At 62.6% G+C, this 24,077-nt stretch carries 16 protein-coding genes; 10 read left to right on the top strand and 6 right to left on the bottom strand.

What is annotated here, in order from left to right; genetic code table 11:
* Positions 1-4: 4 nt before the first annotated feature.
* The 8 genes from AO064_RS11720 to AO064_RS11685 all read left to right on the top strand — a co-directional run bounded on the left by AO064_RS11720 (position 5) and on the right by AO064_RS11685 (position 11,717).
* The gene (locus AO064_RS11720; protein WP_046034784.1) at positions 5-937 is read left to right on the top strand and encodes a DUF58 domain-containing protein; all 933 of its coding nucleotides are present in this window, start codon (positions 5-7) and stop codon (positions 935-937) included.
* Positions 934-1,428 (top strand): DUF4381 domain-containing protein, encoded by a 495-nt coding sequence (locus AO064_RS11715; RefSeq protein WP_012724659.1) that lies wholly within the window; start codon positions 934-936, stop codon positions 1,426-1,428. Before AO064_RS11720 ends, AO064_RS11715 begins: the two co-directional genes overlap by 4 nt.
* Entirely contained in the window at positions 1,421-2,509 is a 1,089-nt protein-coding gene (locus tag AO064_RS11710; RefSeq protein ID WP_012724660.1) for a vWA domain-containing protein, read from the top strand. Before AO064_RS11715 ends, AO064_RS11710 begins: the two co-directional genes overlap by 8 nt.
* Positions 2,506-4,245 (top strand): tetratricopeptide repeat protein, encoded by a 1,740-nt coding sequence (locus tag AO064_RS11705; protein WP_064053377.1) that lies wholly within the window; start codon positions 2,506-2,508, stop codon positions 4,243-4,245. Before AO064_RS11710 ends, AO064_RS11705 begins: the two co-directional genes overlap by 4 nt.
* Positions 4,242-5,882, top strand: a complete 1,641-nt coding sequence (locus tag AO064_RS11700; protein ID WP_012724662.1) for a BatD family protein — start codon at positions 4,242-4,244, stop codon at positions 5,880-5,882. The genes AO064_RS11705 and AO064_RS11700 overlap by 4 nt, the downstream gene beginning before the upstream one ends.
* Positions 5,883-6,250: 368 nt before the next feature.
* The gene (locus tag AO064_RS11695; protein WP_012724663.1) at positions 6,251-7,492 is read left to right on the top strand and encodes an exonuclease SbcCD subunit D C-terminal domain-containing protein; all 1,242 of its coding nucleotides are present in this window, start codon (positions 6,251-6,253) and stop codon (positions 7,490-7,492) included.
* Positions 7,489-11,127 carry an AAA family ATPase gene (locus AO064_RS11690; RefSeq protein WP_064053376.1) on the top strand — a complete coding sequence of 1,213 codons (3,639 nt, stop codon included), beginning with the start codon at positions 7,489-7,491 and terminating at the stop codon, positions 11,125-11,127. The genes AO064_RS11695 and AO064_RS11690 overlap by 4 nt, the downstream gene beginning before the upstream one ends.
* Positions 11,124-11,717 (top strand): glutathione S-transferase, encoded by a 594-nt coding sequence (locus AO064_RS11685; RefSeq protein WP_064053375.1) that lies wholly within the window; start codon positions 11,124-11,126, stop codon positions 11,715-11,717. The genes AO064_RS11690 and AO064_RS11685 overlap by 4 nt, the downstream gene beginning before the upstream one ends.
* A gap of 14 nt (positions 11,718-11,731) precedes the next feature.
* Here the strand turns inward: AO064_RS11685 and AO064_RS31475 are convergent, their stop codons facing one another.
* From AO064_RS31475 to AO064_RS11670, 4 genes are all read right to left on the bottom strand, one after another.
* On the bottom strand, positions 11,732-11,857 hold the full coding sequence (locus tag AO064_RS31475) for a hypothetical protein (protein ID WP_012724666.1): 126 nt from the start codon (positions 11,855-11,857) through the stop codon (positions 11,732-11,734).
* Positions 11,858-12,015: 158 nt separating this feature from the next.
* The gene (locus AO064_RS11680) at positions 12,016-12,195 is read right to left on the bottom strand and encodes a hypothetical protein (protein WP_010210027.1); all 180 of its coding nucleotides are present in this window, start codon (positions 12,193-12,195) and stop codon (positions 12,016-12,018) included.
* A 156-nt stretch (positions 12,196-12,351) separates the two neighbouring features.
* Positions 12,352-13,527, bottom strand: coding sequence for a lactonase family protein (locus AO064_RS11675; RefSeq protein ID WP_064053374.1), 1,176 nt, complete (start codon positions 13,525-13,527; stop codon positions 12,352-12,354).
* Positions 13,514-13,801: a DUF5629 family protein gene (locus tag AO064_RS11670; RefSeq protein ID WP_043205453.1), complete on the bottom strand. Its 288-nt coding sequence runs from the start codon at positions 13,799-13,801 to the stop codon at positions 13,514-13,516. The genes AO064_RS11675 and AO064_RS11670 overlap by 14 nt, the downstream gene beginning before the upstream one ends.
* 141 nt (positions 13,802-13,942) lie before the next feature.
* On the opposite strand from AO064_RS11670, the gene AO064_RS11665 reads away from it, so the two are divergent.
* The gene (locus AO064_RS11665) at positions 13,943-18,841 is read left to right on the top strand and encodes a dermonecrotic toxin domain-containing protein (protein WP_064053373.1); all 4,899 of its coding nucleotides are present in this window, start codon (positions 13,943-13,945) and stop codon (positions 18,839-18,841) included.
* A 45-nt stretch (positions 18,842-18,886) separates the two neighbouring features.
* On the opposite strand, the gene AO064_RS11660 is transcribed toward AO064_RS11665, so the two are convergent.
* Both AO064_RS11660 and AO064_RS11655 read right to left on the bottom strand, forming a co-directional pair.
* The gene (locus tag AO064_RS11660; RefSeq protein ID WP_012724670.1) at positions 18,887-21,262 is read right to left on the bottom strand and encodes an efflux RND transporter permease subunit; all 2,376 of its coding nucleotides are present in this window, start codon (positions 21,260-21,262) and stop codon (positions 18,887-18,889) included.
* A gap of 16 nt (positions 21,263-21,278) precedes the next feature.
* Positions 21,279-22,319 carry a WD40/YVTN/BNR-like repeat-containing protein gene (locus AO064_RS11655; protein WP_082893924.1) on the bottom strand — a complete coding sequence of 347 codons (1,041 nt, stop codon included), beginning with the start codon at positions 22,317-22,319 and terminating at the stop codon, positions 21,279-21,281.
* 307 nt (positions 22,320-22,626) lie between these two features.
* On the opposite strand from AO064_RS11655, the gene AO064_RS11650 reads away from it, so the two are divergent.
* Positions 22,627-23,742: a Gfo/Idh/MocA family protein gene (locus tag AO064_RS11650; protein ID WP_064053371.1), complete on the top strand. Its 1,116-nt coding sequence runs from the start codon at positions 22,627-22,629 to the stop codon at positions 23,740-23,742.
* The last annotated feature ends 335 nt before the right edge of the window (positions 23,743-24,077 follow it).

The following is a 24,077-nucleotide window of genomic DNA, read 5'->3' as shown; positions in this document are numbered from 1 at the left end:
CCCCATGAATGCCAGCGACGGGATCCGCGTCACGCTCAGCGAATTGATCGAGATGCGCCACCGCGTGCGCGAAGTCCAGCTGTTTTCCACGCCGAGCCAACGCAGCCCGCTGATCGGCCTGCACCACTCCAAGCTGCGCGGACGCGGGGTGGACTTCGACCAGGTGCGCGTGTACCAGGCCGGCGACGATGTGCGTACCATCGACTGGCGCGTGACGGCGCGGACCCAGGAGCCGCACACCAAGTTGTTCCATGAAGAGCGCGAGCGGCCGATTTTTATCATGGTCGAGCAAAGCTGCCGGCTGTTTTTCGGCTCGGGGCAGATGTTCAAGTCGGTGCTGGCGGCCCAAGCGGCCAGCCTGATTGGTTGGGCGGCGCTGGGGCACAACGACCGGGTCGGTGGCCTGGTGTTTGGCGACAGCGAGCACTACGAAATCAAGCCCCGGCGCAGCAAGCAGAGCCTGCTGCAATTGCTCAATCGCCTGGTGCGGGTGAACCAGAGCCTGAACACCGAAAGCCGCCCCGAAGCCGACGCGTTGGGCATGGCCCTGCGCCGTGGCCGCGAAGTGTTGCGCCCCGGCAGCCTGGTGATCGTGATCTGCGATGAACGCGCACTCACCGAAGGTGCCGAGCAGCAATTGAGCCTGTTGTCACGGCATTGCGACCTGCTGCTGTTGCCGATCTCCGATCCGCTGGACCACGCCCTGCCCGCTGCCGGGCTGCTGCGTTTTGCCGAACGCGGCGCCCAGCTGGAACTGGACACACTGAACTACGATTTGCGGCAGGCCTACAAAGCCCAGGCCGAAGCGCGCATCGCCCGCTGGGAACTGCTTGCACAGAAACTGCGAATCCTGCTGATGCCGTTAAGCACCCAAAGCGAAATGGTCGAGCAACTGCGCGAATACCTCAACCCGCAACGCCCGGTTAAAAAGCAATGAGCAGCCTCGACCAGTTGCAACCGCTGATCGCGCCGCCGGCCATCGGTTTCTGGCCGCCTGCGCCGGGTTGGTGGCTGTTGCTGCTGGTGATTCCATTGCTCGGCTGGGGGCTGTGGTCACTGCGCCGCTTCCTGCCCGCACGGCGCCCCATCGCCCGCGCCGAACAACCGCTGGACCCGCTGCGCATCGCCGCCCTGGCGGAACTGGCGCTGATGCCCAAACCCTACGATGGCGCCCCTGCCGGGGCCTGGCTGCAGCAACTCAACGGGCTGCTCAAGCGCCTGTGCCGCAATGACTACCCCTACAGCCAAAGCCATACGTTAAATGGTCGCAAATGGCTGGCGTTCCTGGATAACCGCTGCCCGGCCGCGGGCCTGACGCGCTGGATGGTGCTGGTAGAAGGCGCCTACAAACCCGAATGCAAACTCGACGACAAAGCCATTGCCGGCCTGACCCAAGCGGTCGACACCTGGATCCGCAAACATGTTTGAGTTCGCCTGGCCGTGGGTCTTCGTCCTGTTGCCATTACCCTGGTTGATGCGCCTGGTGCTGCCGACAGCCGACAGCGGCGAACCCGCCTTGAAAGTCAGCTACCTCAGCGACCTCGAAGGCCTGGCCCGTCGCCGCGCCCGTGTCAACCTGCCCGGCTGGCGCCAGCAAGCGCCGTTCGTGGTGTTGTGGTTGCTGCTGCTGACCGCCGCCGCGCGCCCGGAATGGCTGGGCGAGCCGTTGCCGATCGCCGCCAGTGGCCGCGACCTGCTGGTGGCGGTGGACGTGTCCGGCTCCATGGATTTCCCCGACATGAATTGGCAGGGCGAAGACGTAAGTCGCCTGAGCCTGGTCAAACACCTGCTCGGCGATTTCCTTGAAGGGCGCGAAGGGGATCGCGTCGGCCTGATTCTGTTCGGCAGCCAAGCCTACCTGCAAGCGCCGCTGACCTTCGACCGCCGCACCGTGCGTACCTGGCTGGATGAAGCGCGGATCGGCATTGCCGGTAAAAACACCGCGATCGGCGATGCCATTGGCCTGGCCCTGAAACGCCTGCGCCAGCGTCCGGCGCAGAGCCGCGTACTGATCCTGGTCACCGACGGCGCCAACAATGCCGGGCAGATCGACCCGCTGACCGCCGCGCGCCTGGCCGCCGAAGAAGGCGTAAAAATCTACCCGATCGGCATCGGCGCCGACCCGGAACAGACCGGTTCCCTGGGTATCCTCGGCGTCAACCCGAGCCTGGACCTCGACGAACCGGCGCTCAAAGCCATCGCCGAGGCCACCGGTGGCCAGTATTTCCGTGCCCGTGATGGCGAAGAATTGCAGGCCATCAAGGCAACCCTCGACACCCTCGAACCCGTCGAACAACAGCCCACCCAGGCGCGCCCGGCGCTGGCGCTGTACAGCGCGCCGCTGGCCCTGGCGTTGGTACTGAGCATGCTGCTGGTGATTCAAGAACGCTGGCCGAACAACGCCTTGCAACGGTTGTTCAACAAATGGTCGAGCAAGGGGATTTTCCTGCAACAACACCCGGAATGGCGCCAACGCCTTAAACGCCTGCGCTTGCGGAGGCGTCGATGATCGACCTCTGGCCGCACTGGTTCCGCCCCTGGTGGCTGTTGCTCCTGCCGTTGCTCGGCGGGTTGCTGTGGCAACTGTGGCACCGGCAAAAGCGCGCCGGGCGCTGGCAGGTGATCCTGCCCCCGGCCTTCCACGCCGTGTTGCTCAGTGGTGGCAACGGGCGTGAGAGCAAATCGCCCTGGGTGGTGCTCGGCATTGCCTGGCTATTGGCGGTGATGGCGTTGCTCGGCCCCAGTTGGCAAAGAGTCGAGCAGTCCAGCCAGAAGCCGTCCGACCCGTTGGTGGTGCTGCTGGAACTGACCCCGGAAATGCTCGCCACCGACAGCCCGCCGAACCGCTTGGAGCAGGCGCGGCGCAAGCTGTACGACCTGTTGCAGGCGCGCACCGATGCGCAAACCGCCATCGTCGTGTACGCCGGCAGCGCCCACACCCTGGTGCCGTTATCGGATGACCTCGGCACCAGCCGCAACTTGCTGGAGGCCTTGCGCCCGTCGATCATGCCCGAGCCCGGCCACCGTGCCGACCTGGCCGTCGAGAAAGCCCTGGGCCTGCTCAAGCAAGGTGGCCTCGGCCAGGGTCGCCTGCTGCTGATTGGCTCCTCACTGTCCAAACAGGAACGCCAGGGCATCCGCCTGCTGCTGCAAAGCGGCCAGGCGCCGGCCCTGTCGATCCTCGGCATCGGCAGCCGTGAAGGCACGCCGGTGACCCAGGAAAACGGTGAGTTTCTCAAGGACGAGCAAGGCGCAATCCTGGTGCCACGCCTCGACAGCCCCACCTTGAAGGCGTTCGCCAGCGAAATGAGCGGCCGCTACCGTGCTGCGCGCCTGGACGACAAGGACCTGCGCCAACTCGGCGTGCTGGACCCGCCGCAAGCCTTGCGCAACGACGGTCAACTGCTGCACCTGGACACCTGGGCCGACCAGGGTTACTGGCTGCTCCTGCCATTGTTGCTGCTCGCCGCCTGCGCCGGGCGGCGTGGCTGGTTGTTCTGCCTGCCGCTGCTGCTGTTGAGCGCGCCGCAGCCCAGTTATGCCTTCGGCCTGCAGGATTTGTGGCTGCGTCCCGACCAGCAAGGCCAGTACCTGCTGAAGAAAAAACGCCCCGCCGAAGCCGCCGAGCATTTCGAAGACCCGCAGTGGCAAGGCGTAGCGCTGTACGAAGCCGGCAACTATGCCGAAGCCATCAAGCGTTTCGCCGAGGGCAATGACGCCTACTCCCACTACAATCGGGGTAATGCCCTGGCCAAGTCCGGTGAACTGGAAGCGGCGATCGACGCCTACGAGCAGGCCCTGGAAGCCCAGCCCGACCTGCAACCCGCGTTGAAAAACAAAGCGTTGGTGGAAACCCTGATGCAGGAACAGGCACAGCCGGAGCCAAGCAAACCTGCCGAAAACGAGGATGACGAAACCACCCAACCCGGCCAAACTGCGCAGCCGGGCGCCAGCGGGCAAAGCACCACGGGCGGCGAGCAGTCGTCCCAGGGCCAGGGTGAAGCCGGCAGCGGTGACACCCAGACCGGCAATACGCCGCAAACCGCAGGCAATGAAGTACCGGGCAGCGAACTGGGCGACGAACACACCACCACCCCGCCGTTGCGCCCCACTGACGCCAGCCTTGACGGTGAACATCGCCAGGCCCTGGAGCAATGGCTGCAGCAGATCCCGGATAACCCCGGCGAACTGCTGCGCCGCAAATTCTGGTACGAACAGCAACAACATCAGGACAAGACGCGATGAGCCGCCGCACCACCCTACTGTTCCTGCTCGCCCTGTCGACAGGCCATGCCCAGGCGGCGAACCTGGTGGCCAGCGTCGACCGCAGCCGCGTCAATTCCGGAGAAACCGTGGAATTGACGGTGGAGTCCAGCGATGTCACGCAGTTCGGCAAGCCCGACCTGTCGCCGCTGGATGCGCAGTTCGAAGTCAGCGGCACCCGCCAGATCAACCAACTCACCACGTTGGACGGCGATAACCACGCCACCACGCGCTGGATCATCACCCTGCTGCCCAAGGAAAACGGCACGGTGGTCATCCCGCCCCTGCAAGTGGGCGAGTACAAGACCCAGCCGATCAGCCTGCAAGTGGTGGAAACCGCCAGCCAGAACACCGCCGCCGAACTGGCGCCGGTGTTCGTCGAGGCCAACCTCGACCAGTCCAGCGTCTACGTCCAGGCCCAGGCGCTGTTGACCGTGCGCGTGTACCACTCGGTGTCGCTGTATGACGACAGCAGCCTCACGCCGTTGCAGATTGCCGATGCACGCGTGGAGCAGTTGGGCGAGTCGCGCACCTACGAGAAGGTCATCAACAGCATCCGCCATGGCGTGATCGAAACCCGCTACGCGATCTACCCGCAGCACAGCGGCACCCTGGAGGTCCCCGCGCAGACGTTCAGTGCAACCCTGGTGGAATCGCGCCCGCCGCAGGAAAACACCCTGCAAGGCACCAAGCCCGGCAAGCTCATCCATGTCAGCTCGGCGCCGTCGCCGCTGACGGTCAAGCCCAAGCCCGCGCTGTATCCCGCCGATACGCCTTGGTTGCCGGCACGCAGCCTGACCCTGAGCGAAAACTGGAACCCGGAGCCTGAGCATGTGCAGGTCGGCGACTCCCTGACCCGTAGCCTCACGGTCAAGGCCGAAGGCCTGTCCAGCGCGCAATTGCCCGCCCTGCCCAGCACCGACATCAACGGCCTGCGCCGCTACCCGGACCAACCGGTGCTCGGCAACCAGACCAGCGACCGTGGCCTGATCGGCAGCCGCGAAGACCGCGAAGCGCTGGTGCCGACCCGCGCCGGCGCACTGGAATTGCCTGCCGTGGACCTGGTGTGGTGGAACACCCATGAAGACCATCTTGAGCGCACCAGCTTGCCGGCCCGCACGTTGCAGGTCGCCATCAACCCGAGCCTGGCCGTGGATACCCCCGCCACGCCGACCGTGATCACCGCGCCGGACGATGAACGCCTGTGGCTGTGGCAACTGAGCACATTGATCCTCGCCTGCACGACCCTGCTGGGTTTTGGCCTGTGGTGGCGCGCACGTCGTCAACCGGCCGTGCAACGCGCCGCGCAAACCGGCCCGAGCCCGCGCACCCTGCTCGACGACCTCAAGCGCGCCACCCAAGCCAACGACCCCCAGGCCACCCGCCAGGCCCTCGATGCCTGGGCGCGGCAACAGCCGGAAACCCTGGCGGATATGGCGGCGCGGTTCGTGCCGCTGTCGGATGCGCTTGATGGGTTGAATGGCGCGCTGTACAGCGAGAGCGGGCATTTCTGGCTGGGCGAAGACCTGTGGCGCGCGGTCAAGGCCATTCCGGTGGCTGAGCGTGAACTGGACCCGGCGACCGATACCACCAGTTTGCCGCCGCTGTACCCCAAATAGCCCACTCTAAAACCGTCTTGTGTGGTGAGCGGGTCTATTGTGGTGAACAGGCTTACTGTGGTGAGCGGGCTTGCCCCGCGCTGGGCTGCGAAGCGGCCCCAAAACCTGCCAATGAGGTCTGGCTGAATGATTGAGTCGTCTGGATGGGGGCTGCTTCGCACCCCAGCGCGGGGCAAGCCCGCTCACCACAACAAGCCAGCTCACCACAACAGACCCGCTAACCACAACAGCGCTGCGCAATCAATCTCTACGTTGTGTCTTGGATGGTTAAAAGCCCCCCTCCCACATTGAATCTGTGTCGCCTGGGGGCAGCATGGTCGCATTACAGGTAAACTCCCCTCCTTTTCATCTTTTCTACGGAGTTCGCCTTGCGTCTGTTTCACACCTCCGACTGGCACCTGGGCCAAAACCTCCATGGCCAGGAACGCGACTTCGAACACGCCTGTTTCCTCGAGTGGCTGCTGGGCCAACTCAACGCCCATAGCCCGGATGTACTGCTCATCGCCGGCGATATTTTCGACACGGTCAACCCACCGCTCAAGGCGCAGGAGCGGCTGTATGACTTCATCATCAGCGCCCATGAACAAAACCCGAAGCTGACCATCGTGATGATCGCCGGCAACCACGACTCCGGCTCGCGTATCGAACTGCCCGCGCCGCTGATGCGCCGTCTGCGCACCCACGCTCTCGGCCGGGTGTTGTGGCTGGATGATGGCGAACTCGACGCCGAGCGCCTGCTGATCCCGCTGCCGGATGCCAAAGGCAAGGTCGCCGCGTGGTGCCTGGCGCTGCCGTTCCTGCGGCCGGCGGAAGTCACCGGCGCGCACCTGGGTGACGATTACCTGCGCGGTATCGGCCAGGTCCATGAATGGCTGATCGCCGCCGCCAACGCCAAACGCAAAAAAGGCCAGGCGCTGATTGCCATCAGCCATGCGCACATGGCCGGTGGTTCGGTGTCGGAAGACTCCGAACGCAGCCTGATCATCGGCAATGCCGAGGCGCTGCCGGCCAGTCTGTTCGATAGAAGCGTCGCGTACGTTGCCCTCGGCCACTTGCACAAGCCGCAAAAGGTCAATGGCGAAGAACGCATTCGCTACAGCGGTTCGCCGATTCCGCTGTCGTTTTCCGAAATCGGCTACAAGCATCAGATCCTTGACGTGACGTTCCAGGGCCAATGCCTGGTGAGTGTCGAACCGCTGCTGATCCCCCGTTCGGTCGACCTGCAACGCCTGGAAGCCGCGCCCCTGGCCGACATCCTCAAGGCGTTGGCCGAGTTGCCGGACGTCGACCTGCTCGCCGAGACCCAGCGCCACCCCTGGCTCGAAGTCCGTGTGCGCCTCGACGAGCCGCAGCCCGACCTGCGCCAGCAGATTGAGACTGCGCTGCAAGGCAAGGCCGTGCGCCTGGTGCGCATCGCCGCCGAGTACGCCGGCAAGCGCGGCAGCGACGACACCTGTGAGGAGCGCCTGATCGAGCTCGACCAGCTCACGCCCCAGGAATTGTTCAGCCGCGCCTGGCAGGACAGCTACGGCAGTGAAGTGGATGAACAAACCTTGAAGGACTTCGCCGTGCTGCTCCAGGAAGTGCAACAGGAGGGCGAACAGCCATGAAGATCCTCGCCATCCGCCTGAAAAACCTCGCCTCCCTGGCCGGCCCGTTCGAGATCGACTTCACCGCCGAGCCCCTGGCCAGTGCCGGTTTGTTTGCCATCACCGGGCCGACCGGCGCCGGTAAAAGCACCTTGCTCGATGCCTTGTGCCTGGCGCTGTTTGGCGCGGTGCCCCGCCTGGGCGATACCGGCCAGGCGAAGATGCCGGATGCCGACAGCGATATTTCCATCGGCGACCCGCGCACCCTGCTGCGGCGCGGCACGGGCGGCGGTTATGCTGAAGTGGATTTTGTCGGCGTCAGCGGCCGTCGCTACCGGGCGCGCTGGGAAGCCAACCGCGCCCGCGACAAGGCCAGCGGCAAGTTGCAGAACAGCCGCCAGAGCCTGATCGACCTGGACAGCGATCAACTGCTGGCCAGCCAGAAAACCGAATACAAGACCCAGCTGGAACTGGCCCTGGGCCTGAACTTCGAACAATTCACCCGCGCCGTGTTGCTGGCGCAAAGCGAGTTCAGCGCGTTCCTCAAGGCCAATGACAACGAGCGCAGCGAGCTGCTGGAAAAGCTCACCGATACCGCGCTTTACACCCAGCTCGGGCGGCGCGCCTTTGACAAGGCCAAAGACGCCAGGGACGCGCACAAGCAGTTGCAGGACCAGGCCACCGGCGTGGTGCCCTTGGCCGCCGAAGCCCGCGCCGAACTGGATCAGCAATTCGACGCGGCGCAACAGCAGCTCAAGGCCCAGCAGGCCCAGCTCAAGCAGTTGGAGCAGCAGCACACGTGGCTCAAGGAGCTGCGCGAATGGCAGGAACGCCAACTCGCCGCGACCGAACAGCTGCAGCGCGCGCAGGCGGAGTGGGACACCCAGGCCCCGCAACGCCAGGACCTCAGCCGCCTGGAGCAGTTGGCACCGCAACGTCATCAGTTCGCGCGCCAGGCGGAACTCAATACCGTGCTGGCGCCGTTGGCCGCACAGATTCAATCGCATAGCCAACAACAGGCCGAATTGCATACCCGCCAGGAACAGGCACAGCAGCAACAGGCCAGCGCGCAAACCGCATTGGCTGCGGCCTTGAAACATCAAGGCGACGCGGCGCCACTGCTGCGTCAGGCGTTCGAAGAACAGAGCACCCTCGCCCACTTGACCAAAGCGCTGGCCAAACGCACCGAGGACAAACAGCAGCACGAAACTGCCTGCGCCGAAGGCCAGTCGCAGCTCAACGGCTTGCTGGAAAAACAACGCCAAGTCGCCGAACGCCTGCAACGCCTGGCGACCGAGCTTGATCGCAGCGCTGCCCTCGCCCCGCTGAGCGATGCCTGGTCCGCCTACCGCGATCGCCTGCAACAGCTGATGTTGATCGGCAATCGCTTGAACAAAGGCCAGGCGGAACTGCCGCAATTGGAACAGCGCGCCACCGCCGCCGCCGAACAGTTCACTCAGCAACGCGAGGCCTTGGACCTGCTGTACCAGGAAGCCGGTGCCGAGCCGCATGCCGTGGCCGAGCAGATCCAGTTGCTCGCCAGCCTGCTGCAGGACAATCGCAAGCAGCAACGTGCCTTCGAAGACCTGACGCGCCTGTGGGACAGCCAGCAACAGCTGGATCAGCAAGCCAGCGCATTGACGCAAAAGCTCACCGATGCCCAACAGCAGCGCGAGCAACTGAACCAGACCGGCCTGCACACCAAGGCTGAACTGGCGATTGCCGAACAGACGCTGACCGTGACCAAGCAACTGCTGGAACGCCAGCGCCTGGCCCGTAGCGCCAGCGTCGAGGAGTTGCGCGCGCAGTTGCAGGACGACCAACCCTGCCCGGTGTGCGGCAGTCATGAGCACCCGTATCACCAGCCCGAAGCACTGCTGCAAAGCCTCGGTCGCCATGACGAAAACGAAGAAGCCACGGCGCAGAAAGCTGTCGATACCCTCAAGGAAAAACTCACCGAGCTACGTGGCGAAGTGGGCGGTTTGATCGCCCAGCAGAAGGAATACCTGCAACAGCAGGAGCAACTGGCGACGCAACAGCAAGCACTTAAGCCCAGCCTGGAGGCGCACCCGCTGGCCGCCACCTTGTTCAACCAGGACGCAGCCAGGCGCAGTGCCTGGCTAGACCAACAGCTGAGCCAACTGACCCAGAGCATCACCCAGGACGAACAACGCCAGGCTGCCCTGCTCAACCTGCAACAAAACGCCGGGCGTTTGCAGCAGCAAGTGCAAGCCGCCCAGGAAGCGAGCCAGCAGGCCCGTCAGTTGCTGGTGGACCAGCAACGCGAATTGGCCAGCGACCGTGAACGTCTTGAGCAGGAACTGAATGCCTTTACCAGCCTGTTGCCCGCCGACACCCTGGAAGGTTTACGCGCCGAGCCCGCTGCCACCTTCATGCAGTTGGACCAACAGGTCAGCCAGCGTCTTGAACAGCTGGGCCATCAACGCGATGAGTTGGCCGAGCAACAAGCGCGTCAACAGGCGATCGAGAAAGAACAGACCCATCAGCAGCATCGCCAGCAGCAACTTGAAGCGCTGGTCCAACAGGTCACCGAGCTGGCCACCCAACAACAGGCGGCTCAGCAAACGCTCAGCGCGTTGCTCGGCGAACACAGCAGCGCCGAACAGTGGCAACAGCACGTGGATCAGGCGGTGACCCAGTCACGCCAGAACGAAACCGACGCCAACCAACAACTGCAAGCGATCCACAACGCACGGCTCCAACTGACTGCCGACCTCAAGGCCCTGCACGAACGCCAGCAGGCGTTGCAGGCCGAGCAACACAGCCTGGACACGCGCATCAGCGAATGGCGCGCCCTTCACCCGGAACTCGACGACGAAGGTCTCAACCGTTTGTTGGCCTACGACGACGCCCAGGTCAGCCAACTGCGCCAGCAGCTGCAGCACAGCGAAAAAGCCGTCGAACAAGCCAAGGTTTTGCTGCAGGAGCGCGAACAACGCCTCGCCGAGCACCAAGCCCTGCACAACGGCAACCTCGATACCGAAGCACTCGACAGCGCCCTGGCCTCCCTCAACCAGCAACTGGCCGAGGGTGAGAAGCAGTGCGCGGAGCTGCGCGCGCGCCAATCCGAAGACCAGCGCCGCCAGGATGCCAACCAGGCCTTCGCCGAGCAGATCGCCAAGGCCTATGACGAGTGGCAACGCTGGGCACGCCTGAATGCACTGATCGGCTCGGCCACCGGCGACACCTTCCGCAAGATCGCCCAGGCCTACAACCTCGACCTGCTGGTGCACCACGCCAACGTGCAATTACGCCAACTGGTACGTCGCTACCGCCTCAAGCGCGGTGGCAGCATGTTGGGCCTGTTGGTCATGGACACCGAGATGGGCGACGAACTGCGCTCGGTGCATTCGCTGTCCGGTGGCGAGACGTTCCTGGTGTCGCTGGCACTCGCCTTGGGCCTGGCCTCGATGGCTTCGAGTACCTTGAAGATCGAGTCGCTGTTTATCGATGAAGGCTTCGGCAGCCTGGATCCAGAATCGCTGCAATTGGCCATGGACGCGCTGGACGGCTTGCAGGCCCAAGGCCGCAAAGTCGCGGTGATTTCCCACGTGCAGGAAATGCACGAACGCATCCCGGTGCAGATTCAGGTCAAGCGCCAGGGCAATGGGCTGAGCACCCTGGAGGTCAAGTGAGCGAAGTGCTGCTGTATTCGTTCCGGCGCTGCCCGTATGCGATGCGTGCGCGCCTGGCCTTGCGCTACTCCGGCGTGCCTGTACGGATCGTCGAGGTGAGCCTCAAAGCCAAGCCGGCCGAGATGCTGGCCCTCTCACCCAAGGGCACCGTGCCAGTGTTGAGTGTGGACGGCGAGGTGATCGATGAAAGCCTGGCGATCATGCAATGGGCGCTGGCGCAGCACGATCCGGATAATTGGCTGCTGGGGGGTGACCCGGCGGTACTGGCGCTGGTGGCCGAAAACGACCAAGGCTTCAAGTATCAATTGGATCGATACAAGTACGCCGAGCGCTACCCGGAACAGCCAATGGAACATTATCGGGCCGAGGGTGAAGTGTTCTTGCAGAAGCTGGAGGGGTTACTGACAGGCCGCGCCTATTTGCTGGCCGATCATCCGAGTCTGGCAGACATGGCCCTGGCGCCGTTTGTGCGCCAATTTGCGCATGTGGACCGGGACTGGTTCGCGGCTGCGCCGTATCCCCGGCTGCAGCAGTGGCTGGAGCGGTTTCTGCAATCGCCCTTGTTTGTTGGCGTGATGGCAAAAACCTGACTGCTTCCCTCTGCTTAGCCTTCAACCAGGTTAAGCAGCCGCTCGCGGGCGATCTCAGGCTCGCCGTCCACCAGCTGCACGGAGGACAGGATCGGGGCGGAATAGAGGACCAGGATGAGTGCGGCGAGTCGAAGTGCCATGCTGTCGATTCCAGGAATAAACGCGTCAATATTTGAGCGCCAAATTTAAACACATGGCAATCTGATATCAATCATTTTATTCAGCAGATGCACAAACGCCAAACCACTTGAACGAGCCAGGCTCCGTTCCAGTGGTTTGGCGTCTGCTGTTGTGCAGGTTATTGCTGGGTTTTGTGATCCAGTGCAGCGTAGAAGTTGGCGCTTTGTTGCAGGTATTTCTGGGTGTAGGCACTGGTGCTGGATTTTTTGCCGGTGACTTCCACACTGGCGGCGGCAGGCAAGGCCACAGTGGCGGAAACAGCGGAAGCAGCGATGATGGAGAAGAGGTTCAAGTTCATGTCGGTAGCCCTTGTATTCGTTTGGTTGAGTGGCCGGGGAAGGCCTTGGAACCCAACTTACGCCCGAGGGCCGAGCCTTAGAAATGCTTTGAAACAGTAGCCGCTATTAATAGAATTAATACACCGGGTCAGGCCCCGCAGTGCGGGGCCTGTGGCTTATTGACGCACCAGGAACTTGAGGTCGCTGGGGGCATCGATCGGCAATTTCTGCACGGTTTTACCCAGCAGGCCGGTCTTGGGGTCGCGTTCAACCACCACGATTTCATTGCTTTTCTGGTTGGCGATCAGCAAAAACCTGCCGCTCGGGTCGAGGCTGAACTCGCGCGGGTGGTCGCCTTCCACGGAGCGGCGTTGCAGCTCCTTGAGGTGCCCGCTGGCCGGGTCGATGCTGAACACCAGCAGCTGATTCGCCGTGCCACGGTTGCTCACGTACAAGAACTTGCCATCACTGGACGCATGCAACGCCGCGCCCGCCTTATCTGATACCGGCTGCCCGGCGGCGAACTCCACCAACTGGGTCTGGGTCAGTTGGCCGTCCTTGTAATCAAACACCGCAACCTGGGCGCTCATCTCGGTTGTCAGCCAGGCGTGTTTGCCATCGCCGCTGAACAACAGGTGACGCGGGCCGCTGCCCGGTGGCAATTGTACCGAGGCCGGGTTGGCCGGGGTCAGTGGCAGCTCGTGGTTGGCCTTGGGGTCGTAGCGATAGGCAAACATTTTGTCCGCCCCCAGGTCCTGGACAAACACGTACTTGCCGTCCGGCGACGACACCACCGAGTGCACATGGTTGGACGCCTGGCGTTCAGGATTCACCCGGCTGGCCGGGTGCCCGCTCAACTGGACGGGCGCCGACAGCTTGCCCTCGGCATCCACCGGCAGGATCGCCAGGCTGCCGCCCGGATCTTCCAGTACCGAGTAGTTGGCGACAAACAGGTAGCGCCCGTCAGCGGCCACGCTGGAATGGGTCGGTTCATTGCCCAGGCTTTGCACCTGATTGATCAGGGTCAGTTGGTGACTGTTCGGGTCGATGCGGTAGCTGCTGACGCGCCCTACCGCGTCCTTTTGGCCTGGGCCATTCTCGTTGACCACGAACAGATGCTTCTGGTCCTTGGAGACCGTCAGCCACGATGGGTTGGCGGCCTTCGCGGCCAGCACCGGCTGACCGTTGAACTTACCCGTACGGCTGTCGAATTGCAGGCGGTAGATCCCTTCACTGCTGCCGGCGGTGTAGCTGCCCACCAAGAGTTCATAAGTGTCGACCGGCGCGGCCTGCACCGACATGGCACCGACACTGCCGGCCATCAGCAGGGGCCAGAATTTACGCATCATCATCCGCTTGATCCTCGTCGTTATTGTTGCCGGTGAACGCGCTCATGCAGATCAGGCGGTGCTCGCCCGACTCACCGGTAAGGGTCCAGCTTTGCAAGGTGTCATCGAAGGTGGCGGCCTGTACCTGCTCCAGGCTGAAGCGCCAACGTTTTTCCGCACGGCCGTCCATGGCGGTGATCAGCAGTTTTTCGTTATCGAGTTCGAAGTCGAAGGCGTGCAGCCCGTCGATTTCAAGCATGTCGGACGTTTCCAGGACGGCAGGCAAATTCTCAGTCATCACAGTCTTTCATCAGGTTCAAAGGGCTAATCATAGGCCAGTTTGCCGCCAAGGCCTAAGACCATAACGGGCTACCGCCTCGCGGCAACGCAACCCTTTACTTTGGGCTGGCGCGTCTTTATCCCCTGTAAAGGAATACCCATGACAGACCCGAACTCGTTCCCGCCTGCACACCCAACCCGACAAGTGGTTGAGGCTCAATTTCTCACGCGACCGACAGTGCGCTCCGTCACCACGCAGTTGCTGGCCCTCCACCTGGCGGAAAAATACCCTCCCCTGACGGCTCCCCTCGATGACCTGCGGCTGGCCGTACCCCGGGAGGGTGGCGGCCGGGCGCTGCTCCCGCTGCTGGACGTGGCGCTGACCCATATGGCGGACGGCAGCTTTCCCGACGTGTCGCCACGCGGTGGCCTGGACAGCTACTTGAGCGACGCCACCGGCACTCGGCTCCGCTACGACGCCAATGGACCTCGCGACTATGATCTGGAGGTCATCGAAGCGGTCATCAGAGAGCTGCCACTGATTCTGTTCGTCAGCTTCCAAGACGCCTTGGCCAACTATTGGAGCCAGGACAGCGACGCCGGTGGCAGCCGCTGGAAGTGGCTGGCCGTGGTGCTGCAAGGCGCGCTGCTCGACTCAGCCATTCGCCAGGTGGGCGCCAACGCCAAGTACCTGAACGTCATCAGCGCATTGAACCGCTACCCTGACCGAAGCACACGCGCCCGCCAACCCTGGCCCGATAACGCGGTCCGCGCCTATACCCTGGAAACGCAGGTGACTCAGGCGGGCACTCAACTCGCCCGGCAAGCCTGCGACCTTTTGCTGGTCTGCCGCGAGCACGTCTTGCTGTGTCGCCTGTCAGGGGAAGTCACGCCATTCCCCGACCTGGATGCCTTCGGCAAAGCATGGGGCGACGCCCTGCAACAGCGCTTCAGCGCCGACAAAATCACCTGGCAGCAATACGAACCCGATGGCGATATTTTCGAAGTCCAAGCCGGGCTGATACTGAACCAGCAGTTGGAAGATCTCGCGGCCCTCCAGCTTCCGGCGCGTTCCAGCGTAGAGGCGCTGGAGCAGTTGTTTGCGCGGGTCACTGATCCGGCACGGCTATTCGCCCACGCATCCGCCCTGCCCCTGTCCGGCCTGCCGCGCCTCCAGGCAGCTCTTCCCGACTGGCTGAAAAACGCCAGCGCCGGTGACCGCATTGCCTACCGCCAATGCGTGCTTGAACAAGCCGGTATCCGGCGCCGGACACTCGGCGACTCAGACTTCGATGGCCTGGATACACTGCGCAGCTATGCAGCCCAGCATTTGGACCACCAACTGTGCCTGGACCGCGCCGACGCCCTGCGCGGCCAGCGCACCTGCGATGCCGGCGCACTGGCCAGCGGGTACCGTGCCGACGACCTGGTGCTGACCTTTCACGTTGCAGTGGGCAGCCTTGAAGGCGGTTATGTCGAGCCGGTTTCGATGAGCCTGGTGGACCTGGCGCTGAAAAACCTCTCAGGGAAACCCAAAGGTCGCCTGACACTCAGCCATCGCACCGGCAGGGCGCTGGAAGCGTGGTTGACCGCCGACTATATCCTGAGGTTGATTCAGCGTGTCGACATCGGCAAAAACTACCCTGAATACCTGCGCCAAGCATTGATGAGCGACACCGAGGCGGCGCAAAAACGCCGGCAGTTGTTTCAGCAGCAGCGGCCTGTGCACCTGAAAACCCAGGCACTGGAACACAAGATCAAGGCCGAAGCGGGCCTGACGCTGCGCGGGGTTCATTGTGTGAATGCCGTGGTCAACCTGGACCCCGCTGAGCGCCAGGTCGACGGCGACGACATCGTCATCCGCCCGCTGGCGTTTGTGCGCAAACCCAGCGCTACGGCGGACGTGGTGCAAAACATGTTCATCATCGAGCCGCTCGATACCCGGCAGGGGCCGCACCTGCTTTATCGCCCAGCCTATCGCGATTCGCTGCAGGAGTTTGCCAGCCGCGAGCAACTGCTCGCCGCCATCGTGCAACCTGGCCAACTGCAGGACAGTATCCTGACGTGGCTGCCGGACCTCGCCAGGGCGATCTACAGCAACGGCGGCTTTACCCAGCCCCACTACGTACGTGTCGGCATCGGTTCGGATTTCGACAGCCTGCCCAGAGTGCCGGAGCCCGCACAGCTGGCCCAGGCGGATGACGAGACGGGCGACGAAATCCGTCAGGCCCTCGGCAATGGCACACTCATGGAGTACCTGTTTGGCAGTGAAACCCGGCAGCTGTTGGACCAGGCCGCACGTGAGTCAACGTCCAACAACGAAAGCCGCTGGGCATTGATTCTCGAAGGTATGCAGTTAGGGTTCAACACGCTGTTGATCGCTGTGCGCGGACCGCTCGCAGCCGTCGGCTGGCTGATGCAACTGGCGCAAGGCCTGCAGCACGACCTGCCGGCGCTCGAGAGTCACGACCCCACCGCTCGGGAGCTGGCGTGGGTCGATCTGCTGCTCAACATCGGCATGCTGATGCTGCATCATGGGTTCCCCAGCACGGCCCACGAAAGCGCCGCGCTCGATGAGCAGCCCCTCATTCGCCAGCCCGTGCCCGGCCAGGGAGCGAGCCGGGCGCCGGTGGTTGAACGGGGCGCCGTCGGCCTGCCCGCCGAACCGCCGGGCGGCGGCCGCACGCTGCTGGACTTTGACCACTCCCTGGCCGGCGACGGCGCCTCGGCAAAACTGCTGAAAAAGCTGCGGGCGGTCAACGTCCCCTGGCCTGTGCCGGCGCCGGAGCCGATCCAAATCGGCCCCCATCAGGGTTTGTACACTATCAACGGCCGATGGCATGCCTCGGTCGCGGCCCTGTTGTTCAGGGTCAGTATTGTTCCGGGCTTCAACGAAGTCTTCATCATTCATCCAGAGAAAATCGATCATCCGGGCATCAAGCTTAAATCCGATGGCAAAGGCCACTGGTCCCTGGACCGTGGGATCAAGCTGATAGGCGGCGGCCCGAAGCGAATGGCGGCGTTGCGCGAGGAAAACCTGCGTAGAAAGGACCAACTGGTCGCACACATGTACGCACTCAACGCCGAAATGACGGAAGTGATGGCGCCGTTCCAGTCGTCAATCAGCCGAATATCACCGGCGCTTGAGGCCCTGAAAAAGCAACGTAAAACCGCGCAGCTGGTGTGGAATCTGCTGCAAAAAGCCACTGAAGCACAACAGCCGGCCCTTGAAGCGCGCCACATGAAGGAGGCACTTAGGCACCGGGAACTGCGTACCGAGTTTCAGGTTCTGCTGCACAACCTGGAAGTGCAGTTTGCCCAATCGCTGACCCCACGCCTGGAAATGGTCAAGCTTGGCCAGGAACTGGAAAGAGTCGGCGGCGCCAGCGTGCACGTGCATGACCGGGCGAAAATCCTCAAAACCATCTGGGACCAGCAATTGCTCATCAGCACCCTGCTCTTGGGCCGGTTGAACTCCATGCGCTTTTCCATCGCCGGTGAGCCGATGGCAGAGATGGGGGGCAGAATGTTTATCGACCATTTGCTGGGTGACTCCACGATCTACGATGAATACATCAGCAACACCGTGGAGTCGGCGAACATCCGCCAACACATGGCCGAGGTGTCCGCGGCGATGGAAACCACCCTTGAACAACTGGAGCAAGACTCGTCGGCAGGCCGCGCACTGCGCCAGGAATGCCTGGCGCAGATCCAGTACCCGCAGAATTTTTTCTCCGACAACCTGAAACTCAATGCGCTGAACTATCTCGCCGCCGCCAGTGTGGCGACCGCCGATCGGCTGCTGCCACCCCAAGAAGACTTTTACCTCAATCGCCTTGAGCAGACCGACCTGATCCAAGCCTTGCAGTCTCACGTCGAAGTACGCAGCGGCGTCGAATTCACGCTGGCCGAGCAGCGTAATGTGTATGAGACCGTCCTCGAGCAGTACCGCCGCTATGAGGATGCCATTCGTGCCCTCAAGGCCCTCAACCCACGGCGTCTGCGCCCGGAGGCCGACCGCCTGCTGGAGGGGCTTGAATACGCCCAGGCGCTGGCGCAACGCGAGCTGGAGTCAGTGGTGCGCAAGCAGGAAGCGCTGGACGTCGAGCTGCCGTTGTCAAAAACCCTACGGCCCAAAAGTCCGGCCAAGCGGGTGTTCAAAACCAGGAAAAAGGCGTACCTCATCGGTGACTTCAAGGCGGCCGATACACCGGGTGCCGAGGAGCAGTTCACCCTCACCGATACGCTGACCGGCGAAACCATTGCTTCATTCAGCCCACATGCAGACGGCTGGGCAGCGAAGACCGATGCCCCCTCTCCGCCAGCGAAACCCCAACCGCAGGCACGCACGCTGGCCACGCTCAAAGGTCTGGCGCAGGACCTGACAGCGCAGCGCAAAGGCATTGAGCAGGTGATCAGCGCGGACCAGCTGAAACTCGACGCCCAGCTCACCCGACAACAGGTCAACCCAGCAGACTGGGATGAACTGTTGACCCGGCACGCGAATAAATTCACGGCCCTGGCGGATGAACTGAAACGGGATCACCTTGCCGGCAAACCCGTGGTCCAGCGCCTGATCGATGAATACCTGGCGCAAGCCCGGGACATCACGCGGCTGGCGGAGCGCGTGTGCAGTGAGGCCTACAAGCGGCAATGGCCGACGCAGGAGAGCCTCAATTACTTGTGGGAACATCAACAGATCGATATCAACCTGACGAGCCGGGCGGACCCGGAACGTCCGACCCTCAGTGGCGACTTCTTCACCGAATACGCCGTGTACGACACAGCCAAAAAACCCGCGCAGGTGTTGTGGTACGCCCACTTCCATTACGCAGCCGCCGACGCAGCCCCCAATCGCTACACCCGTGCGCACCTGAAACTGCCGGAGCAGCGCAAATACACGCAGAAGGACCTGCTCAAACAACATGTTCAAGACGCCTTGCGCCACCAGCAAGAACCCGGCGGCGTGCCGCTCAGCCGTATCATCTACGTCTTGATCACCCCACCCGTCGACAGCATTTTCCTGGCGATCGCGCCAGGGCAGCGCGCAAGCCAGTGATACGGCCTCTCTGTGGTGAGGGCGTGAACACCCTCACCACAGGGCTCAGTGGGCAAACAACGAGTTGCCCTTCTGCCCCGCCAGCTTCTCGGGCTTGATCAGGAACCGCGCCAGCGCCGGCAGCAGCCACAGCGCGCCGAACATGTTCCACAGCAGCATGAACGTCAGCATCAGGCCCATGTCGGCCTGGAACTTGATGGCCGAGAAGATCCAGGTGCACACGCCGATTGCCAGGCACAGGCCGGTAAACAGCACGGCTTTACCGGTGGATTTGAGCGTCTGGTAATACGCCTCTTGCAGCGGCAGGCCAGCGCGCAGGAAGCTTTCCAGGCGGCTGTAGATGTAGATGCCGTAGTCGACGCCGATCCCCACGCCCAGGGCCACCACCGGCAAGGTCGCGACCTTGACGCCGATGCCCATGAACGCCATCAGCGCGTTACCGAGCACCGAGGTCAGCACCAGCGGCAACACGATGCACAGGGTCGCCGCCCAGGAGCGGAAGGTGATCATGCACATGGTCGCCACGCACAGGTACACCAGGATCAGGATAGTCAGCTCCGACTCCTTGATCACCTCGTTGGTGGCGGCTTCGATGCCGGCGTTACCGGCGGCGAGGATGAATTCCAGGCCGTCCTTGTTGTTTTCCTTGGCGAAGTCCTGCACCGCATGCACGGCGCGGTCGAGGGTTTCGGCCTTGTGGTCGTTGAGGAACACCAGCACCGGCGCCAGCGAGCAATTGTTGTTGTACAAGCCATCGGCACGGGCGATGGAGTTGTTCAGCACATCCGGGTTGCGCGACAGGGTTTCCCATTTCAGGTTGCCCTCGTTCATGCCCTTGATCATCTGCTTGGACACGGTCACCAGCGAGATCGCCGACTGCACGCCCTCGGTGTTCTGCATCTTCCACATCAACTGATCGATGGGCGCCATGGCTTCATAGCGCGAGCAGCCTTCGGCCTTGGTCTTGACCATCACCACCAGCACGTCGGAGCTGGTGGAATAGTTGCTGATGATGAAGTTGTTGTCTTTGTTGTAGCGCGAGTCCGGACGCAGTTCCGGCGCGCCCTGGTCGAGGTCGCCGATCTTCAGGTTCTGGCTGTACCAGAGGCCGCCGCCGAAGGCGACCAGCGCGAGCAGAATCGAGACCGGTGCCACTTTGGCGCTGGCGAATTTCGACAGCAGGCGCCAGAACGGATGGTCGCGGTGTGCGTCCTTCTTGCTCCGGGCGATGGCGCGCTGGCTGATGCCGGCATAGGAAATCGCTACCGGCAGCAGGATCAGGTTGGTAAACACGATCACCGCGACACCGATGGACGCACCGATGGCCAGTTCACGGATCACGCCGATGTCGATGATCAGCAGTGTGATGAAGCCCACCGCGTCGGCCAGGATCGCAATCATCCCCGGCAGGAACAGTTGCCGGAAGGTGCGCCGCGCAGCCGTCAGCGCGTTGTCCGCGTCACTGGATTGCAGGGCGATACCATTGATCTTTTGCACACCGTGGGAAATACCGATGGCGAAGATCAGGAACGGCACCAGCATCGAATACGGATCCAGGCCGAAACCGAAAAAGTGCATCAAGCCGAGTTGCCAGACCACCGCCACCAGCGTGGTGCTCAACACCGCGACCGTGCTGCGCAGGCAGTTGGTGAACCACAGCAACAGGATCAAGGTGATGACGAACGCAACGCCGAAGAACAGCACCACCATCACCAGCCCGTCGATCAAGTCACCGACTTTCTTGGCGAAACCGACAATGTGGATCTTGACGTTAGGGTTCTGGGCTTCGAACTTGTCGCGGATCTTGTCTTCCAGTTCATGGGAAAACTTGCGGTAGTCCAAGGCCAGCAGCTTGCCCTGGTCCTGCGGGTCCGGGTAGGACTCCAGCAGCGGGATGTCGACAATGCTCGACTTGAAGTCGTTGGCCACCAGGCGCCCGACCTGGCCGGACTTGAGCACGTTGTTGCGCAACTGATCCAGGCTTTGTGGCGAGCCGTTGTAGCTCTGCGGGATCACTTCACCGCCGGCAAAGCCCTCTTCGGTGACTTCGGTCCAGCGCACGCTGGGGCTCCACAGCGACTTGAGGCCCGAGCGGTCGACGCCGGAGATGTAGAACACCTCATCGTTGATCTGGCGCAGGGTCTCCATGTACTCCTTGGTGAAAATGTCACCGTCCTTGGCTTCCACCGAGATCCGCACGGTGTTGCCCAGGTTCGCCAGGTCGTTGCGGTGCTCCATCATCTTTTCGATGAAGGGGTGCTTGAGGGGGATCATTTTTTCGAAGCTGGTAGACGGGCGAATCAACGTCGCCTGCCAGAACAGGAAGATACTCACCAGCAGGCAGATGACGATCACTGCCGGGCGGTTGTTGAAAATCAGGCGCTCAAGAAAGGTCGCTTTATCGTTGTGATGACTGCTCATTCTATCCCCGCCCTTCTTATTGTTTTGTCGGTTCAGCGCCGGTCGGCGTGGCAACACGCACACCGCCCTGCCCGGCCAGAATCAAGTTACCGTTGCCTGCGGCCGTGACGGACGACAGCGAAATACGGTCCGGGCGGTTGAACACGCTGAAGGTCACCCCATCGTCATGGCTGACCACCACGCTGCCGCCGTTACCAACGACGACAATGGAGCCATCCTCCAGCAAGGTCGCGCCCGACAAACCAAACTCGAGCGCTCCCCGCGCCGCGTTCAATTCGACGGGCTCCCAGGTGCTGCCGAAATCCGTGGAGCGGTACAGGTTGCCGCGCAAGCCATAAGCCAGCAGGGTCTGCGGCTGCGCCGTGCTGATCACACCAAACAGCGAGCCCTCGTAGGGGCCTTCGAGTTTTTCCCAGGTCTGGCCGTCGTCGCTGGAGCGAAACATGCTCCCTTGCTCGCCGACGATGAACAGGCCGGCGTCCTTGATGTGGGCGATGGCGTTGAGGTGGAACTGGTCTTCGTTGTCGAGGCGGTCGCTGACGTCTTGCCAGGTCTTGCCGCCGTCGGTGGTTTCGATCAGCGCACCGTAGGCGCCCACGGCCAGGCCGTGGTTGGCGTCGTTGAACCACACATCCAGTAAAGGGGCTTCGCGCTTGAGGTCCTGGTATTGCTGGGTCCAGGTGGCGCCGCCGTCGGAGCTGGCAAGGATTTGCGCATCGTGGCCGACCGCCCAGCCCTGTTTGTCATCGACGAAAAACACCGCCGTGAGCAGTTGCCGGGTGGGGACTTTGGCTTGGGTCCAGGTGCTGCCCTGGTCATCGGAATAGAGGATGTGCCCGCGGTCACCGACCGCCACCAGCCGCTTGCCCGCGTGGACGACGTCGATCATCAGGCCTTTGGCGGCCTTGGGGGATTCAATCGCAAACGCAGGCGTTGCGACGGTATCGCTGGCTGCCAGTGCCGGCGTGACTGACACGCCACCGACCAGCAACGAGAGCGCTGTGGCCAGCAACGCAACCCTGCGTGCGGCACGTGGGCGGCAAACAACCCAACCCATGACAGGCTCACTCATAGACCTTTCTCCCATTTATTATTGTTATCGCCTGCCTTCCGGGGCCTTGAAACCTGCAATCTAGAGCGCCTGGAGGAAGCAGGGGCCATCCTATCGGGCTTTCGAATCGTCTGACAATCGGCGCTACGTTATCTTTTGTTAACTGAAGGCATTTGGCCGCATGGTGAATGTAGCTCTATTCGCCGAGGTGATCGTCGACGCCTCAATGAATTTTTATTCTATCTATTGAAATATGCGAATTTTTATTCCATTAATACGCCTTCTGAAAACAATAATGCAAAGGACCACGACGATGCGTGAACTCGGAATCGGCTTGATCGGCACAGGCTTCATGGGCCGCGCCCATGCGCTGGCCTTCAATAACGCCCGCGCAGTGTTCGAGTTGCCGGTACACCTCAAGCTGGCCGCCCTGGCCGATGCCGACACCGAACGCGCGCAGCGCTGCGCCACGGCCTGGGGATTCGCCCAGGCTCATAGCGATTGGCAAGCGTTGATCAATGATCCCAGCGTCGACGTGGTGGCCATCACCACCCCCAACCACCTGCACTACCCCATGGCGATGGCGGCGATTGCCGCGGGCAAGGCGGTGTACTGCGAAAAACCCCTGGCCGTGAGCCTGGAACAAGCCGACGCCATGCGCCGCGCCGCCAGTGCGGCCGGGGTGGTGACGCGGGTGGGCTACAACTACCAGCACAACCCGATGATCTCGCTGGCACGGCAGATGATTGTCGATGGCGACCTTGGCGACATCATCAGCTTCCAGGGTGAATTCAGCGAGGACTTCATGGCCGACCCGGCCTCGCCATGGTCGTGGCGTTGCGAAGTGGAACATGCCGGTGGCGCCTTGGCGGACCTGGGCAGTCATTTGTTGTCGATGGCGCGTTACCTGGTCGGTGATGTGGTGAGTGTGTGTGCCGATACGCAGACCGTGCACGCCAAGCGCCCGGCCGTCAAAGGCAGCGCCGAGCTGAAATCGATTGCAGTGGATGATCAGGTGCACGCCCTGCTGCGTTTCGCCAACGGCGCGCGCGGGACCGTGAGCAGCAGCTGGCTCAAGCAGGGCTACAAGAATCACCTGAGCTTTGAAATCAGCGGGACCAAAGGCACTCTGGCGTTCGATCAAGAGCGTTTGAACGAGTTGCGGGTGTGTCGCGAGGGTCAGGACGGCTTCCAGCGATTACTCGCCGGCCCTGCCCTTGCGGGTTATGCGGCCTTCAGCCCGGCAGCCGGGCATCAGTTGGGGTACAACGAACTGAAGACGCTGGAGGTACAGGAGCTGATCATGGCCGTGGCCGGTCAGGGTGCGGAGGGTACGGACTTTGAAGCGGCGTGGGAGGTGGAGCGGCTGGCGACAGCGATTCGCGTGGCGGCCCGTGAAGAGCGCTGGGTCACCGTGAACGCGGTCTGAAACACAGTAAAGATCCCCTGTGGGAGGGGGCTTGCTCCCGATGGCGGAGTGTCAGCCAGTGTATTTCTAGCTGATGCACAGCCATCGGGAGCAAGCCCCCTCCCACATTTAGATCATCGACACGTTCGCGCTAGCGCAAGGCCCGGCGAAGGACTTTGCCCACGGTGGTCTTGGGCAACTCGGTGGTGCGGAACTCCACATACTTCGGCATCTTGTAACCCGTCAGTCAGGACGGCTTCCAGCGTTTACTCTCCGGCCCTGCCCTTGCGGGTTATGCGGCCTTCAGCCCGGCGGCCCGTGAAGAGCGCTGGGTCACCGTGAACGCGGTCTAGAAC

The sequence above is a fragment of the Pseudomonas marginalis genome, from assembly GCF_001645105.1.
Taxonomy (GTDB): Bacteria; Pseudomonadota; Gammaproteobacteria; order Pseudomonadales; family Pseudomonadaceae; genus Aquipseudomonas; species Aquipseudomonas petroselini.
This window is presented reverse-complemented; position numbering and strand designations above follow the sequence as displayed.